11 protein-coding genes are annotated in these 15,942 nt (G+C 72.4%); 2 read left to right on the top strand and 9 right to left on the bottom strand.

Annotated features, from left to right (window positions below; all coding sequences use genetic code 11):
• The first annotated feature begins 1 nt into the window (after position 1).
• A complete protein-coding gene (locus BLT82_RS01030) occupies positions 2–817 on the top strand; it encodes a PaaX family transcriptional regulator (protein WP_093651837.1) in 816 nt (271 codons plus the stop codon).
• Positions 818–1,010: 193 nt separating this feature from the next.
• Here BLT82_RS01030 and BLT82_RS01025 read toward each other — a convergent pair whose 3' ends face one another.
• Both BLT82_RS01025 and BLT82_RS01020 read right to left on the bottom strand, forming a co-directional pair.
• Positions 1,011–3,356, bottom strand: a complete 2,346-nt coding sequence (locus tag BLT82_RS01025; protein ID WP_093652205.1) for a bifunctional salicylyl-CoA 5-hydroxylase/oxidoreductase — start codon at positions 3,354–3,356, stop codon at positions 1,011–1,013.
• A 182-nt stretch (positions 3,357–3,538) separates the two neighbouring features.
• Complete coding sequence (locus BLT82_RS01020) at positions 3,539–4,366, bottom strand: enoyl-CoA hydratase family protein (RefSeq protein WP_093651836.1); 828 nt, start codon at positions 4,364–4,366, stop codon at positions 3,539–3,541.
• 261 nt (positions 4,367–4,627) lie between these two features.
• On the opposite strand from BLT82_RS01020, the gene BLT82_RS01015 reads away from it, so the two are divergent.
• On the top strand, positions 4,628–5,077 hold the full coding sequence (locus tag BLT82_RS01015; protein WP_093651835.1) for an ATP-binding protein: 450 nt from the start codon (positions 4,628–4,630) through the stop codon (positions 5,075–5,077).
• Here BLT82_RS01015 and BLT82_RS01010 read toward each other — a convergent pair.
• The 7 genes from BLT82_RS01010 to BLT82_RS00980 form a co-directional block, all read right to left on the bottom strand.
• Positions 5,046–6,503: an amino acid permease gene (locus tag BLT82_RS01010; RefSeq protein WP_093651834.1), complete on the bottom strand. Its 1,458-nt coding sequence runs from the start codon at positions 6,501–6,503 to the stop codon at positions 5,046–5,048. The two genes, BLT82_RS01015 and BLT82_RS01010, sit on opposite strands and share 32 nt — an antisense overlap.
• A gap of 145 nt (positions 6,504–6,648) precedes the next feature.
• On the bottom strand, positions 6,649–7,656 hold the full coding sequence (gene argF, locus BLT82_RS01005; protein ID WP_093651833.1) for an ornithine carbamoyltransferase: 1,008 nt from the start codon (positions 7,654–7,656) through the stop codon (positions 6,649–6,651).
• 85 nt (positions 7,657–7,741) lie between these two features.
• On the bottom strand, positions 7,742–8,992 hold the full coding sequence (locus tag BLT82_RS01000) for an arginine deiminase (protein ID WP_093651832.1): 1,251 nt from the start codon (positions 8,990–8,992) through the stop codon (positions 7,742–7,744).
• 808 nt (positions 8,993–9,800) lie between these two features.
• Complete coding sequence (locus BLT82_RS00995) at positions 9,801–12,356, bottom strand: polynucleotide kinase-phosphatase (RefSeq protein WP_093651831.1); 2,556 nt, start codon at positions 12,354–12,356, stop codon at positions 9,801–9,803.
• Positions 12,353–13,912 (bottom strand): 3' terminal RNA ribose 2'-O-methyltransferase Hen1, encoded by a 1,560-nt coding sequence (locus BLT82_RS00990; protein ID WP_093651830.1) that lies wholly within the window; start codon positions 13,910–13,912, stop codon positions 12,353–12,355. The genes BLT82_RS00995 and BLT82_RS00990 overlap by 4 nt, the downstream gene beginning before the upstream one ends.
• Before the next feature lie 79 nt (positions 13,913–13,991).
• A complete protein-coding gene (mmuM, locus tag BLT82_RS00985) occupies positions 13,992–14,906 on the bottom strand; it encodes a homocysteine S-methyltransferase (protein ID WP_093651829.1) in 915 nt (304 codons plus the stop codon).
• A 39-nt stretch (positions 14,907–14,945) separates the two neighbouring features.
• Positions 14,946–15,869 (bottom strand): LLM class F420-dependent oxidoreductase, encoded by a 924-nt coding sequence (locus BLT82_RS00980; RefSeq protein ID WP_093651828.1) that lies wholly within the window; start codon positions 15,867–15,869, stop codon positions 14,946–14,948.
• Between the last annotated feature and the right edge of the window lie 73 nt (positions 15,870–15,942).

The following is a 15,942-nucleotide window of genomic DNA, read 5'->3' as shown; positions in this document are numbered from 1 at the left end:
CGTGGCCGAGCAGCACACCCCCCGTTCCCTGATCGTCACCCTGTACGGCGCGTACGGACGCGAGTCGGCGGGGCCGTTCGCGGTGGCGGAGCTGATCCGGCTGCTGGGGGCGGTGGGGGTGGACGCTCCTTCGGTGCGTTCGTCGGTGTCGCGGCTGAAGCGGCGGGGGTTGCTCGTCCCGCAGCGGACGGAGGCCGGGGCGGCGGGATACGCCCTCTCGGCCGACGCCCGGCAGTTGCTGGACGACGGCGACGAGCGCATTTTCGGCCGCCGTGCGGCGTTGCTGTCGGACGGCTGGGTACTGGCGGTGTTCTCGGTGCCGGAGGCCGAGCGGCACAAGCGGCATCTGCTGCGGTCGCGTCTCGGCCGGCTGGGGTTCGGCACGGCGGCTCCGGGGGTGTGGATCGCTCCGGCGCGTTTCCACGAGGAGACCCGCCACACGCTGCGGCGGCTGCAGCTGGATCCGTACGTGGATCTGTTCCGGGGCGAGCATCTGGGGTTCGCGGCGACGGCCGAGGCGGTGGGGCGCTGGTGGGACCTGGCCGGGGTGGCCAAGCAGCACGAGGAGTTCCTGGACGCGCACGGCCCGGTGCTGCGGGCGTGGGAGTCGCGTGGGGAGACGCCGGCGGAGGAGGCGTACCGGGACTATCTCCTGGCGCTGGATTCGTGGCGCCGGCTTCCGTACGCGGATCCGGGGCTGCCTGCGGAGCTGTTGCCGGCGGGCTGGCCGGGCGGCCGCTCGGCGGCGGTGTTCTCGGGGCTGCACGAGCGGCTTCGGGACGCGGGCGCGGGGTACGTCCGGCCCGACGGCACCTGAGCGCCTGCCTCGGGGTCTGCGGGATCTGCGGGGTTTCGCGCCGGGGCGGCGGGGCTTCCTTGTACGGCTGCCGGGCCGGTCCCGGTGCGAACCGCTCCGGACTCGAACCGGTCCGGGCTCGGCGGGCTGCGGTACCCGCGTCCCGGTTCGGACCCGCGCCGGCTCGAACCGGTCCGGGCTCGGCGGACTGTGGCTACGGCTTCGGCTTCGGCTTCCCGGTGAGGGTGAGTCGTGGCCTGGGGGCGTCGGTGCGGCCGGTCGGCGGTGTGCGGCTGCCGGCGCGGTAGGGCGCGGGCCAGGGTGCGGCGGGGCCGGTGTAGTTCTGTTCGGCGGCGGCGTGGAGAGTCCAGTGGGGGTCGTACAGGTGGGGCCTGGCCAGCGCGCACAGGTCGGTGCGGCCGGCGAGGAGGAGGGAGTTGACGTCGTCCCAGGAGGAGATCGCGCCGACGGCGATGACGGGGACGCGGAGGGCGTTGCGGATGCGGTCGGCGTAGGGGGTCTGGTAGGAGCGGCCGTATTCGGGCCGTTCGTCGGGGACGACCTGGCCGGTGGAGACGTCGATGGCGTCGGCGCCGCGTGCGGCGAAGGCGCGGGCGATCTCGACGGCGTCGTCGGCGGTGGTGCCGCCGGCGGCCCAGTCGGTGGCGGAGATCCGGACGGTCATGGGCCGGTCTCCGGGCCAGATGTCGCGGACGGCGTCGAAGACTTCGAGGGGGTAGCGCAGCCGGTTGGCGAGGCTGCCGCCGCCGTAGGCGTCGGTGCGGTGGTTGGTGAGGGGTGAGAGGAAGCCGGAGAGGAGATAGCCGTGGGCGCAGTGGAGTTCGAGGAGGTCGAATCCGCTGTCGGCGGCGCGGCGGGCGGCGGCGGCGAACTGGTCGCGGACGAGGGCGAGTCCGGCGCGGTCGAGCTGGTGGGGTGTCTGGTTGACACCGGGCCGGTACGGGAGGGGTGAGGCGGCGACGAGGGGCCAGTTGCCGTCGGGGAGGGGCTGGTCGATGCCTTCCCACATGAGCCGGGTGGACCCCTTGCGGCCGGAGTGGCCGAGCTGGACCCCGATGGCGGTGCCGGGCGCCTGTTCGTGGACGAAGTCGGTGACGCGGCGCCAGGCTGTGGTGTGTGCGTCGGTGTACAGGCCGGTGCAGCCGGGGGTGATGCGGCCCTCGGCGCTGACGCACACCATCTCGGTCATGACGAGTCCGGCTCCGCCGAGTGCGCGGGCGCCGAGGTGGACGAGGTGGAAGTCGCCGGGGTTGCCGTCGGTGGCGGAGTACATGTCCATGGGCGAGACGACGACGCGGTTGCGCAGGGTCAGTCCGCCCAGCCGCAGGGGCGTGAACATGGGCGGGGTGCCGGGTGGGCAGCCGAAGTCGTCCTCGACGGTGCGGGTGAAGGCGGGGTCGCGCAGCCGGAGGTTGTCGTGGGTGACGCGCCGGCTGCGGGTGAGCAGGTTGAAGGCGAACTGGTGGGGCGGCTGGTCGAGGTAGGTGTGGAGGTCCTCGAACCAGCGGAGGCTGGCGGCGGCCGCGCGCTGGGTGGATTCGACGACGGGGCGGCGTTCGGCCTCGTAGGCGGTGAGGGCGTCGGGGAGGCTTGGGTGTTCCTCGATGCAGGCGGCGAGGGCGAGGGCGTCCTCGACGGCCAGTTTGGTGCCGGAGCCGATGGAGAAGTGGGCCGTGTGCGCGGCGTCGCCGAGGAGGACGGTGTTGCCGTGGGACCAGCGTTCGTTGACGACGGTGCGGAAGGCGGTCCAGGCGGAGTTGTTGCCGCGGAGGGGGCGGCCGCCGAGGGCTTCGGCGAAGATCTTGGCGCAGCGTTCCGCGGACTGCTGTTCGTCGCACTCGTCGAGGCCGGCCGCGCGCCAGACCTCTTCGCGCATTTCGACGATGACGGTGGAGGCGCCGGTCGCCGGCGGCTCGCCGGGGGGTCCGCTCTGGGGGTGGGGGCCGGGTGCGGGGCGTTCGAAGGGGTAGCCGTGGAGCTGCATGACTCCGTGTTCGGTCTCGGCGATGTCGAAGCGGAAGGCGTCGAACGCGAAGTCGGCGGCGAGCCAGATGTAGCGGCAGCGGTGGGTGGTGACACGGGGGTGGAAGACGTCGGCGTGCGCGTTGCGGGTGGTGCTGTTGATGCCGTCGGCGGCGATGACGAGGTCGTGGTCGCCGGCGAGTTCGGCCGCCGGCGGGGCGGGGGTGCGGAAGTGGAGCCGCACGCCGAGTTCTTCGCAGCGGTCGTGGAGGATGCGCAGGAGGGTACGGCGGCCGAGTGCGGCGAATCCGTGTCCGCCGGAGGTGAGGGTGTGGCCGCGGCGGACGATGTCGATGTCGTCCCAGCGGACGAACGCCCGCTGGAGTGCGCGGTAGACGGTGGGGTCGGCGTGCTCGATGCCGCCGAGGGTCTCGTCGGAGAGGACGACTCCGAAGCCGAAGGTGTCGTCGGGGGCGTTGCGTTCCCAGACGGTGATGTCGCGTGCCGGGTCGAGGCGTTTGAGGAGCGCGGCGGCGTAGAGGCCGCCGGGGCCGCCGCCGACGACGGCGACGCTCAGGGGGGCGTTGGGCCGTGGTGTCCGGTCGGGGCTCGGGGTGACGCTGGGGGTGTCCTGGCCGCCGGGCACGCCTGACGCGACTGACGCGACTGACGCGACTGACGCGACTGACGCGACTGACGCGACTGATGGCGGCGTACCGGGTGCGGTGGCGGATGGGGCGTCCGGGGTGCGCGGCGGGGTCATCGTCCCCGCCAGTTCGGGGCGCGCTTCTCGGTGAAGGCGGCGTGGAACTCCGCGTAGTCCTCGCCGTTCATCAGCAGTGCCTGGGTGGCCGCGTCGAGTTCGACCGAGGCGGCGAGCGGCATGTCGAGTTCCGCGGTCAGCAGGGCCTTGGTCTGGGCGTGGGCGAGGGAGGGGCCGTCGGCGAGTCGGCGGGCGAGGTCCGCGGCGGCCTTGTCGGCCTGGCCCTCCTCGGTGAGTTCGCTGATGAGGCCGATGCGTTCGGCCTCGGAGGCGCGGACGGGTTCGCCGAGCATCAGCAGTCGGGTGGCGTGGCCGAGGCCGACGACGCGGGGCAGCAGATAGGCCGCGCCCATGTCCCCGCCGGAGAGGCCGACCTTGGTGAAGAGGAAGGAGAAGCGGGCCGTCGGGTCGGCGACGCGGAAGTCGGCGGCCAGGGCGAGGACCGCTCCCGCTCCGGCGGCGACGCCGTGGACCGCGGCGATCACGGGGAAGGGGCACTCGCGCAGGGCCCGCACGACCTGGCCGGTCATCCGGTTGAAGTCGAGGAGCTGGGCGGTGTCCATGGCGAGGGTGGCCCCGATGATCTCGTCCACGTCGCCCCCGGAGCAGAACCCGCGGCCCTCGCCGGCGAGGACGAGGGCGCGCACGGAGCGTTCCCGGGAGAGTTCGGCGAGCAGGTCGCGCAGGTCGGCGTAGGCGCCGAAGGTGAGCGCGTTGAGTTTCTCGGGGCGGTCGAGGGTGACGGTGGCGACACCGTCCTGCCTGGTCAGACGAATGTGCTGCCAATGCTCGGTACGGGGTGCGGAGCTTGGAAAGGGGCTCATGGACGTGTCGCCTCCTTCGGTGGGCGCGTCGCGTCCCACGTCTGCCTGCCAGCCAAATTTATCACTCATCCGTGACTTCCGTCACGGGGGCGCGATAACGCGGGCGGGCATTGCGACTCGGCAAAGGTCCTGTCATGGATGTGGCACAGGTCCCGGAAGGACCGACCGGGGCCCCCTGGCCCCGCTGATCGCATCTCGTAAGGTTGAAACCAGTACCAGACGCAATACCGGCCGTTTGCGCGCCGTGATCGGATCAGAGCCTTGCCCCACTCCCCCGGAACCGCCCCTGCCGCCGAGGCCACCGGCCTCTGGCGGATCGCACTGCCGCACACCACGGCGGCGGTGCCGATCGCGCGAGCCCTGGTGCGCACGGCTCTGGCGGACGTCGAGCAGGGGGCCGACTGCGACACCGCCGAGCTGCTCACGGCGGAACTGGTCGCCAACGCGGTGGAGCACACCGACGGCATCACGCCCATCGAGCTGGCCGTCGAGCTGCTGCCGGAGGGCTGCCGGGTCGAGGTCCACGACCCCGACCCGGCCCCGCCCGGCGATCTGTCGGACCCGCTCCCCTACGCGATGCCAGACCCCTGGCAGGAGAACGGCCGCGGGTTGCCGCTGGTGCGTGCGTTGAGCGCCGCGTGCGGGCACCGTCCGACCGCACGCGGCAAGGCGGTCTGGTTCAGACTTCTTGGGGCTCCCGCTCGGGCGTGAGAGCGGCCTCCGCCTCCGCCTGCCCGGACGGGGCGGCGGAGGAGCCGGCGAGGCATGAGTTGCGGCGGCCGTAGAAGGCGTACACCAGGGCGCCGGCGGCGAGGAAGACGGCGAACTGGAGCCAGGTCGTCCAGCCGGTGCCCCACATCAGATAGAGGCAGAACAGCACGCCCAGCACGGGGCTGAGGGGATACAGCGGCACCCGGAACGAGGTCTCGGTGCCGGGGTGGCGGCGGCGGAGGGCGATCACGGCGACGTTCACCACGGCCATGACGGCGAGGGTGCCGATGGTCGTCAGGTTCATCACCACGTCGAGGGGGACGACGGCGGCGGGCAGGGCGAAGACGGCGGCGACGATCCAGGTGTTGGCGACGGGGGTCGCGGTGCGCGGGGAGACGCGCTGGAAGACGCGGGGCACGAGCCCGTCGCGGGACATCGACATCAGGATGCGGGTCTGGCCGTACATCACGGCGAGGACGACGGACGCGATGGCGACCACGGCGCCGAAGGCGATGACGCCGCCGCCGATGCCGGAGCCGGTGACCTTGTCGACGATGAGCGAGAGGGCCGCGGGCTTGTCGGCGACGTCGCCGGCGGACATGGCGCCGATGGCACCGAGCGCGACCGTGCAGTACAGCAGGGTGACCAGGCCGATGCAGATCATGATCGCGAGGGGGATGTTGCGGCGGGGGTTCTTCACTTCCTCGCCGGCGGTGGTGATGGCGTCGAAGCCGATGTAGGAGAAGAAGGCGAGGGAGGCGCCGGAGGTGATGCCGGCGAGCTCGTGCGGCGCGAACGGGGAGAGGTTGCCGGACTCGTAGGCGGTGAACGCGACGGCGCAGAAGAGGCCGAGGACGGCGAGCTTCACGACGGCCATCGCGGCGGTGGCGCGGGCGGACTCGCGGATGCCGCGGACGAGGAGCGTCGCGGCGAGGAGGATGACGACGACGGCGGGGAGGTTCACGACGCCGCCTTCGCCGGGCGGGGCGGAGAGTGCGGCGGGCAGCCGGTGGCCGGTCAGGCCGCCGAGGAGTTCGTTGAGGTACTGGCCCCAGCCGACGGCGACGGCGGAGACGGACACGCCGTACTCCAGCAGCAGGCACCAGCCGGTGAGGAAGGCGACACGCTCGCCGAGGGTGGCGTAGGCGAAGGAGTACGAGGAGCCGGAGACGGGGATGGCGCTGCCCAGCTCGGCGAACGAGAAGGCGGTGAACACGCAGGTGATCGCGGCGAGGACGAACGAGACGACGACGGCCGGGCCCGCCTCGGCGACGCTGTCGGACAGGCCGACGAAGATGCCGGTGCCCACGATGGCTCCGACGCCGAAGCAGACCAGCTGGAAGAGTCCCATGGTGCGCTTGAGGCCGTGGCCCTCGCGATCCGCGCCGGATTCGGCGATCAGTTGGGCAGGGCTCTTGATGCGCATGGGTGGTTCTCTTCTCGGTGGTGCGGGGTGGTGCGTGGGGGGGTGCGGACAACGCGATGGGGTCCGGGCCTTGTGAGCCCGGACCCCACCTGAACGGGACAGATGCTAACCGCAGAGCCGCATACGGCCCGAATCGCCGATATGGCTATCCGGCCGTGGCCATGGTCGCGACGAGGACGGCCTTGATCGTGTGCATCCGGTTCTCCGCCTCGTCGAAGACGAGCGAGTGAGCGGATTCGAACACCTCGTCGGTGACCTCGAGCTCGGTCAGCCCGTGCCGTTCGTGGAGCTCGCGGCCGATGCGGGTGCCGAGGTCGTGGAAGGCCGGCAGGCAGTGGAGGAACCCGACGTCCGCGTTGCCGGTGGCGCGCAGGACGTCCATCGTCACCGCGTACGGGGCGAGGGCCGCGATGCGCTCGTCCCACACCTCCTTGGGCTCGCCCATGGAGACCCACACGTCGGTGGCCACGAAGTCCGCGCCCCCGACGCCCTCGGCGATGTCCTCGGTCAGGGTGATCGTCGCCCCGCTCGTCGCGGCGGCCTCGCGGGCCGCAGCGACGACCTCGTCGGCGGGCCAGTAGGCCTTGGGAGCGACGATCCGCACGTCCATGCCGAGCAGGGCGCCGGTGACGAGGTAGGAGTTGCCCATGTTGAACCGGGCGTCGCCGAGGTAGGCCAGTGCGATCGCGGTCAGCGGCTTGTCGCTGTGCTCGGTCATGGTGAGCACGTCGGCGAGCATCTGGGTGGGGTGCCAGTCGTCGGTGAGCCCGTTGAACACCGGGACCCCGGCGTATGCGGCGAGCTCCTCGACGGCCGCCTGGCTCTCCCCCCGGTACTCGATGCCGTCGAACATCCGGCCGAGGACGCGCGCGGTGTCCCTGACCGACTCCTTGTGTCCCAGCTGGGAGGCGGCCGGATCGAGGTACGTCGTGGACGCGCCCTGGTCGGCGGCGGCGACCTCGAAGGCGCAGCGGGTGCGCGTGGAGGTCTTCTCGAAGATCAGCGCGATGTTCTTCCCGCGCAGGCGCTGCACCTCGGCGCCGGCCCGCTTGGCCGCCTTGAGCTCGGCGGCCAGGTCGATCAGGCCGCGGAACTCCTCGGCCGTGAAATCGAGCTCCTTGAGGAAGTGGCGGCCTTCGAGTTGTGTCGCCATGGTCGGCTGCTCCTGGATCGCGGACGGGACAATGGAAGTCTATACGTAATCCCGTATTGCTATACGATCGGGTCGGGGCCGGATGTCAGGTGCCGGTCTGGACGGCGTCCCGCTCCACCGGGCAGCTCATGCAGCGGGGTCCGCCCCGGCCCCGGCCGAGTTCGCTGCCCGGGATCTCGATCACCTCGATCCCCTGCTTGCGCAGATGCGTGTTGGTCGTCACATTGCGGTCGTACGCCACGACGACGCCGGGTTCGACGGCGAGAACGTTGCAGCCGTCGTCCCACTGCTCCCGCTCCGCCGAGTGCACGTCCTGCGTCGCGGTGAGCACGCGGATGTCCTTCAGGCCGAGAGCCGCCGCGATCGCACTGTGCATGTGCTCCGGCGGATGGTCGGTGACCCGCAGCGACATGGTGTGGTCCCCCGCGGCCGGCTCGATCGTGTACGAGCGCAGCATGCCGAGCCCCGCGTACTGGGTGAACGTGTCGTGGTCCACCATCGTCATCACCGTGTCCAGGTGCATGAACGCCCGGCGCTTGGGCATGTCGAGCGCGATGATCGTCCGGGCGGAGCCGGCCGCGAACAGACCCCGGGCGAGCATCTCCACGGCCTGCGGGGTGGTGCGCTCGCTCATGCCGATGAGCACGGCTCCGTTGCCGATGACGAGGACGTCGCCCCCCTCGATCGTGGAGGGGTAGTCGTCCTGGCCCTCCGACCAGTGGTGGAAATCGCCGGCCTCGGGGCCGGTGAACAGCGGATGGTGCTTGTAGATCGCCTCGAAGTGCACGGTTTCGCGCTGACGGGCGGGCCAGCGCATGGCGTTGATGGAGACGCCGTCGTAGATCCAGGCGGAGGTGTCGCGGGCGAAGATGTGATTGGGCAGCGGGCCGAGGAGGAAGTCGTCGAGGTCCATGACGTGGAAGCGGACCGACGACGGTTCGGAGTGGCCGGCGAGGAACTCCCGCTTCGTCATGCCCCCGATGAGCGCCTCGGTGAGCCCGCGGGTGTCCATCTCGTCGAAGGCGGCCCGCAGATGGTCCGTGGCGAGCGGGCCGTACTCCTTCTCGTCGAACACCCGGTCCAGCACGAGTTTGCGGGCCGCCGGGATCTCCAGCGACTCGCGCAGCAGATCGCCGAAGAGGTGCACGGCGACACCCCTGTCGCGCAGCACGTCGGCGAAGCCGTCGTGCTCCTGGCGGGCACGCCGGACCCAGAGCAGGTCGTCGAAGAGCAGCGCGTCCTTGTTGCTGGGCGTGAGCCTCTTCAGCTCCAGGTCCGGCCGGTGCAGTACGACCCGGCGCAGTCGCCCGGTCTCGGAGTCGACATGGAATCCCATGCCCCCATCCTGGCCGTCCGGAGGGCCGTTCACCCGGCGAACGCCCGGACCGTCTCCTGTCGTATCCCGCACCGCACGGCCGAGAAGAGAGCCTCGGCGGCGGGCTCCCGGACGAGGGCGTGCCGTCGGACGGTTTCGGCGCCTGAGCGGATCGCGGGCCGCAGGGGCGATGTCCCTGCGGGCGCACCGCCACTGCGGTCGCACCACGGGCTGCCGGCCGCATGCGGCGGCTGCCGCTGCGGGCCTCGGCTGCGGTCGCGCGGCCACGCGCCACGCGCCAGGCGTCACGGGCTGCCGGTCACGGCCCGCGAGCCACGGCTCGGCTCGGTTGGGCTCGGCTCGGTTGGGCTCGGCGAGCATCGGCTGGGTTCGGCTCGGCTCGGCTGGGCGCGGTTCGGGCGCGTATCCCCGCCGTTGGTTCGGCCCGACGGCGGCCGTCGGCTCCCCCACCTGGCGGGGGATCGAGGTGATGCCGCAGTCGGCGGCGAGCCGGCCGGCGAGCAAGCGCGTACGGGTCGCAGTCGGCCGTCCGTTCCATCAGCCGGTGGCCCGTGCGGCGGACTGCCGCTCGTGAACGGGTCGCCCGGCGCGGCAGCAGTCCGGAGGCGGGTACGCGGGCCTCCTGCGGAACGGGCGCCGCCCTGATCCGTACGGGCCTCCGGACCGGCACGCGCGTCCGGGCAGTCCGACGGGGCCCGCGCACCCGCCGGCGAGCGCCCCCGGAGCGGCCCGGACGGGACTGTCCCGAGCAGGTGACCGCACTCTGCGGGGAGGCACCGAGATGCCTCCCCGCACGGCTGCGGCGGAACTACAGCCGGGGGTCGACGGGCTCGGACTCCAGGGCGAGCACCGCGAACACGGCCTCGTGGACGCGCCACAGGGGCTCGTCGCCGCCGAGGCGGTCGAGGGCCTCCAGCCCGAGCGCGTACTCGCGCAGGGCAAGTGAGCGCTTGTGGCCGAGGAACCGGCCGCGGAGCCGCGTCAGGTTGTCCGGGCGGGTGTACTCGGGGCCGTAGATGATCCGCAGGTACTCCCGGCCGCGGACCTTGATGCCCGGCTGGACGAGCCGGCCCTTGGCGTCCCGCACCAGCGCCTGGAGGGGCTTGACGACCATCCCCTCGCCGCCCGCCTCCGTCATCTCCAGCCACCAGTCCGTCCCGGCCTTCACCGAGGCCTCGTCCCCGGTGTCGACGACGAGGCGACCGGTGCGCTGGAGCAGCCCCGTGCCGGTGGTGGTCTCGTCGGCCTCCACCAGCCGGTCCAGCCAGGCCAGTTGTTCGTCGTGCGGCACGCCCGCGAGGGAGCGGCCCCGGGCGGCGAGGATCTGGAAGGGCGCGAGGCGCACCCCGTCCAGTCCGTCCGTGGTCCAGCAGTAGCGGCGGTAGGCGTCGGTGAACGCGGCCGCGTCCGTGGCGCGTTCGCGCTGGCGGGTCAGCAGGGCCCCGACGTCGACCCCCCGGGCGACGGCCGCCTCGAGGGCGGCGGTGGCTCCGGGGAGCACCGCGCGGGACGCGGCGCCGACGGCCGCGTACTGCTTGCGGAGCAGCCCGGACGCCTTGAGCGACCACGGCATCAGTTCGGCGTCCAGGAGCAGCCAGTCGGTACCGAGTTCGTCCCACAGCCCGGCTCCGGTGATCGCCGTGCGCAGCCGGCCGAGGATCTGCTCGGTGACGGCGGGGTCGTCGAAGAACGGGCGTCCGGTGCGCGTGTGCAGGGCGCCGGTGACGCCGTCGGCGCCGAAACGGTCCCGTGCGACTTCCGCGTCGCGGCAGACCAGGGCGACGGCCCGGGAGCCCATGTGCTTCTCCTCGCACACGACCCGTTCGACCCCGTCGGCCCGGTACTGGGCGAACGCCTCCTCCGGGTGTTCCAGGTAGCCCTCCTTCTGCGAGGTGGCGGTGGGCGCCATCGTCGGCGGCAGGTACGCGAGCAGCCGCGGATCGACCGCGAACCGGCTCATCACCTCCAGCGCGGCGGCCGCGTTCTCCTCGCGGACGGCGACCCGTCCCATGTGGCGGGTCTCGACGATGCGCCGGCCGTGGACGTCGGCGAGGTCCAGCGGGCGGCCTTCGTGCCCGCCGGGCGCCTCGGTGGCAAGCGGCTTGACGGGCTCGTACCAGACCTGCTCGGCGGGGACGTCGACCAGTTCCCGCTCCGGCCAGCGCAGCGCGGTCAGCTTGCCGCCGAAGACGGCGCCGGTGTCGAGGCAGATGGTGTTGTTGACCCAGGAGGCCGTGGGCACGGGAGTGTGTCCGTACACCACCGCGGCGCGGCCGCGGTAGTCCTCGGCCCACGGATAGCGCACGGGCAGGCCGAACTCGTCGGTCTCGCCGGTGGTGTCGCCGTACAGGGCGTGGGAGCGGACGCGGCCGGAGGTACGGCCGTGGTACTTCTCGGGCAGGCCGGCGTGGCAGACGACGAGTCGGCCCTCGTCGAGGACGTAGTGGCTGACGAGCCCGTCGATGAACCGCGCGACCCGCTCCCGGAACTCGGGGTCGGTGGCGTCCTCGCGCTCCAGCTGTTCGATGGTCTCGGCGAGTCCGTGGGTGTGCTGGACGTTGCGGCCCTTGAGCCAGCGTCCGAGCTTGTTCTCGTGGTTTCCGGGCACGCACAGGGCGTTGCCGGCGGCGACCATGCCCATCACCCGGCGCAGTACGCCGGGGCTGTCGGGTCCACGGTCGACGAGGTCGCCGACGAACACGGCGGTCCGGCCCTCGGGGTGTGCGCCGTCGACGTAGCCGAGGCGGCCGAGCAGGCTGTCCAGCTCGGAACTGCAGCCGTGGACGTCCCCGATGATGTCGAACGGACCGGTGAGGTGGCGCAGGTCGTTGAAGCGCTTCTCCAGGACGATCTCGGCGGCTTCGGCCTCTTCGACGCTCCGCAGGACGTGGACCTTGCGGAAGCCCTCGCGTTCCAGGCCCCGCAGTGAGCGGCGCAGCTCTCGCCGGTGGCGCTGGATGACGTGGCGGGGCATGTCGGCCCGGTCCGGGCGGGCGGCGTTGCGTGCGGCGCACACCTCTTCGGGCATGTCGAGGACGATGGCGATCGGGAGGACGTCGTACCGGCGGGCGAGCTGGACGAGTTCGCGGCGGCTCTCCCGCTGGACGCTGGTCGCGTCGACGACGGTCAGCCGGCCGGCTTCGAGCCGCTTGCCGACGATGTAGTGGAGGACGTCGAAGGCGTCGCCGCTGGCGCTCTGGTCGTTCTCGTCGTCGGCGACCAGCCCGCGGCAGAAGTCGGAGGAGATGACCTCGGTGGGCTTGAAGTGCTTGCGGGCGAAGGTGGACTTGCCGGAGCCGCTGGCGCCGACGAGGACCACGAGGGACAGGTCGGTGACGGGCAGTTCGCGGGTGGTGGTGGTCATGCCGCCCCCTCCTTCGTGGTGGTCGTGGTGGTCGTGCCGGTCGCGGACGTCGTGTGCCCGTCCGGGTTCCCGGCCCTCCGTGCTCCGGTGTCCGGGCCGCCGGGCGCCGGGTCCGCGGAGGTCAGGGTGAACACGGCCATCTGCGTGGGCGGGCCCACCTCCGGGTCCTCGTCGCCGACCGGTACGTACGCCACGCCGTAGCCGTGCCGCTCGGCGACCCGGGACGCCCAGGCGGAGAACTCCTCGCGGTTCCACTCGAAGCGGTGGTCGCTGTGGCGTACGTGTCCGGCGGGCAGTGTCTCCCAGCGCACGTTGTACTCGACGTTGGGCGTGGTGACGATCACCGTGCGCGGGCGTGCGGAGCCGAACACGGCGTGCTCGAGGGCGGGCAGCCTCGGCAGGTCGAGGTGCTCGATCACCTCGCTGAGGACCGCGGCGTCGTAGCCCGTGAGGCGTTTGTCGGTGTAGGTGAGCGAGCCCTGCATGAGGGTGACGCGACCGGACTGCCGCTCGCCCATGCGCTCCAGGCGCAGCCTGCGGGCGGCGATCGCCAGGGCCCGCACGGACACGTCGACGCCGACGATGTCGGTGAACCGGATGTCCTTCAGGAGTGCCTGGACGAGCTGGCCCTGTCCGCAGCCGAGGTCGAGCACGCTCGACGCGCCCGCCGTGCGGAGGGCGTCCAGGATCGCGGCACGCCGCTGCTCGGCGAGCGGGACGGGGCGCTCCTCGGTGTCCTTGGTCTCGTCCACGGCGTTGTCGACGTCCTCCACTTCGAGGTCGTCGCTCTCGGCGAGCCGTACGAGCTCGAGCCGTTCGGCGGCCTGCCGGGTGAGGCTCCAGCGGCGGGACAGGTAGCGGCTGGTGATCAGCTTCTGCTCGGGGTGGTCGGCGAGCCAGCCCTCGCCGGCCCGGAGCAGTTTGTCGACCTCGTCGGGTGCCACCCAGTAGTGCTTGGCGTCGTCCAGGACCGGCAGCAGGACGTAGAGCTGGCGCAGCGCGTCGGCGAGGCGCAGCTCGCCTTCGAGGGCCAGCCGTACGTAGCGGGAGTCGCCCCACTCCGGGAACTGCTCGTCGAGCGCGACCGGCTCGGCTTCCACCCGGTCCCAGCCCAGCGGTCCGAACAGCTTGCGGACGAGTTCGGCGCCGCCGCGCGCGGGCAGTGCGGGCACCTCGATCCGCAGCGGCAGCCGGCCGGCGGCCCGCTCCGGCATCGCGGCGCACACTCCGCGCAGCGCGCTCTTGAAGACGGTGCTCATGGCGACGGAGAGCAGCGAGGACGCGGCGTAGGGGCGGTCGTTGACGTACTGGGCGAGGGCGGAGTCGGGTGCCCCGCCGCTGCCCTTGCCCTTGCCGCGCCGCACCAGCGCCACCGGATCCACGTCCAGGAGCAGTGCGGCCGTGCAGCGTTCGGCGCTCGCCTCGGGGTAGAGGACGTGGGCCGTGCCGTGCGAGGTGGAGAACGCCTGCGCCTTGTCGGGGTGCTTGTGCAGCAGGAAGCCCAGGTCGGTGGCGGGGCGCTCGGGGGTGCCGGTCGTACTGATCGTCAGGAACACGTGTCCGAGTATCACCGAGTCCTCCCCTGCCGACCAGCACTTTTCCGGGGCATCGGACCGAGCGGAAAGACAGGACGGCTCACGGCCGCAGGGCACGGGTGAGCGCGGCCAGCTCGGCGATACGGTCCGGGCCGACGCGGCAGCAGCCGCCGGCCAGGCGGGCGCCCGCGGCGGCCCAGGCGGTCAGCCGGGCCGGGTCGAAGGCGGTGTCGCCGGCCCAGGCACGGGCCCCGGGGTCCCACCGCTCCCCGCTGTTGGGGTAGACCACGACCGGCCTGCCCGTTTCCCGGGACGCGATCTCCACTGCGCGGTCCGCGTCGGCGGGCTCGCAGCAGTTGACGCCGACGGCGATGACGTGTCCGTGCGGGGCGGTGCGGGCGAAGGCGGCCACGAGGTCCTGGCCGGCGCGGGTGCGTCCGCCGTCGATGGTGTAGGAGAGCCACACCGGCACGCCCAGGTCCGCCGTGGCCCTCAGCATCGCCTCCGCCTCGTCGGTGTCCGGCACGGTCTCCAGGGCGAGCACGTCCGGGCCGGCCTCGGCCAGGGTCCGGACGCGGGGCCGGTGGAATGCCTCCAGCTCCCGCACCGTCAGCCCGTAGCGGCCGCGGTACTCGCTGCCGTCCGCGAGGAACGCACCGTACGGACCCGCCGAGGCCGCCACCCACACCTCCCGTGCTGACCCCTCCGCCGCTGCGCGCGCGAGTGCCACGCTGCGGGTGAGGAGCGCGGCCGCTTCGCCCCGGTCGGTGCCGCGCCTGGCGAAGCCTTCGTAAGTGGCCTGGTAGCTGGAGGTGATGAGCACCTGGGCGCCCGCCCGCACATAGGCCGTGTGAGCGGCTTCGATCTGCTCGGGCCCGTCGGCGAGGAGCCGTGCCGACCAGAGGTCGTCGGACAGGTCGCAGCCCTGCGCCTCCAACTGGTTGGACAGTCCGCCGTCGAGGACGAGCGGGCGGTCCCCGGCGAGGGCGGCGGCCAGGCTGCGGGCGGGCTTCACGGGTTGGCTCCGGTGGCGGGGGCGGCTGGGAGAGGGACCTCAGCCCAGCTGGGGCTGGACCTGGGAGGAGATGAGCTCCAGGTGGTCCAGGTCGTCCAGGTCGAGGACCTGGAGGTAGACGCGGGAGGAGCCTGCGGCGGCGTAGCGGCCGAGCTTGTCGACGACCTCGGCGGGCGAGCCGGCGAGGCCGTTGGCCTTCAGTTCGTCGACCTCGCGGCCGATGGCGGCGGCGCGGCGGGCGACCTCCGCGTCGTCCCTGCCGACGCAGACGACGAGGGCGTTGGAGTAGACGAGGTCGTCGGGGGACCGTCCGGCTTCCTCGGCGGCCGCGCGGACGCGGCCGAACTGCCGCTCCGTGTCCTCCAGCGACGCGAAGGGGATGTTGAACTCGTCGGCGTACTGCGCGGCCAGCCGCGGGGTGCGGGTGGCGCCGTGGCCGCCGATGAGCACCGGGAGCTTCCGCTGGGCGGGCTTGGGCAGCGCCGGTGAGTCCTGCAGCTGGTAGTACCGCCCGTCATGGCTGAAGGTCTTGCCGGTCTCGGTGCCCCACAGGCCGGTGACGATGGCCAGTTGCTCCTCGAGGCGGGCGAACTTCTCCTTGGGGAAGGGGATGCCGTAGGCCTTGTGCTCCTCCTCGAACCAGCCGGCGCCGAGCCCGAGCTCGACCCGGCCGCCGGACATCTGGTCGACCTGGGCCACCTGGATGGCGAGCACACCGGGCAACCGGAAGGTGCCGGCCGTCATGAGTGTGCCGAGCCTGATCCGCTTGGTCTCCCGGGCGAGGCCGGCCAGGGTGATCCAGGCGTCGGTCGGTCCGGGCAGACCGTCCGCCGAGCCCATGCTGAGGTAGTGGTCCGAGCGGAAGAAGGCGTCGAAGCCCAGGTCCTCGGTGGCCTTGGCCACGGTGAGCAGGGTGTCGTAGGAGGCCCCTTGCTGGGGTTCGGTGAAGATTCGCAGGTCCATACATCCATCCTGCACCTCGGTCCGTGCTTCAACCTCACCGCGCCGTGCCGCGCCGGTCACGTCGTGCCGTGCC

The sequence above is a fragment of the Streptomyces wuyuanensis genome (assembly GCF_900103455.1).
Taxonomy (GTDB): Bacteria; Actinomycetota; Actinomycetes; order Streptomycetales; family Streptomycetaceae; genus Streptomyces; species Streptomyces wuyuanensis.
The sequence above is the reverse complement of the archived record's forward strand: the minus strand, read 5'-3'. Positions and strand labels throughout refer to the sequence as shown.

Bases quoted from the DNA above. Each gene is read 5' to 3' on its own strand.
- BLT82_RS01000 (WP_093651832.1), bottom strand. From the start codon at position 8,992: ATGGGATTCCATGTCGACTCCGAGACCGGGCGACTGCGCCGGGTCGTA.
- BLT82_RS00980 (WP_093651828.1), bottom strand. From the start codon at position 15,869: ATGGACCTGCGAATCTTCACCGAACCCCAGCAAGGGGCCTCCTACGAC.
- BLT82_RS00995 (WP_093651831.1), bottom strand. From the start codon at position 12,356: ATGACCACCACCACCCGCGAACTGCCCGTCACCGACCTGTCCCTCGTG.
- BLT82_RS01020 (WP_093651836.1), bottom strand. From the start codon at position 4,366: ATGAGCCCCTTTCCAAGCTCCGCACCCCGTACCGAGCATTGGCAGCAC.
- BLT82_RS01010 (WP_093651834.1), bottom strand. From the start codon at position 6,503: ATGCGCATCAAGAGCCCTGCCCAACTGATCGCCGAATCCGGCGCGGAT.
- argF (WP_093651833.1), bottom strand. From the start codon at position 7,656: ATGGCGACACAACTCGAAGGCCGCCACTTCCTCAAGGAGCTCGATTTC.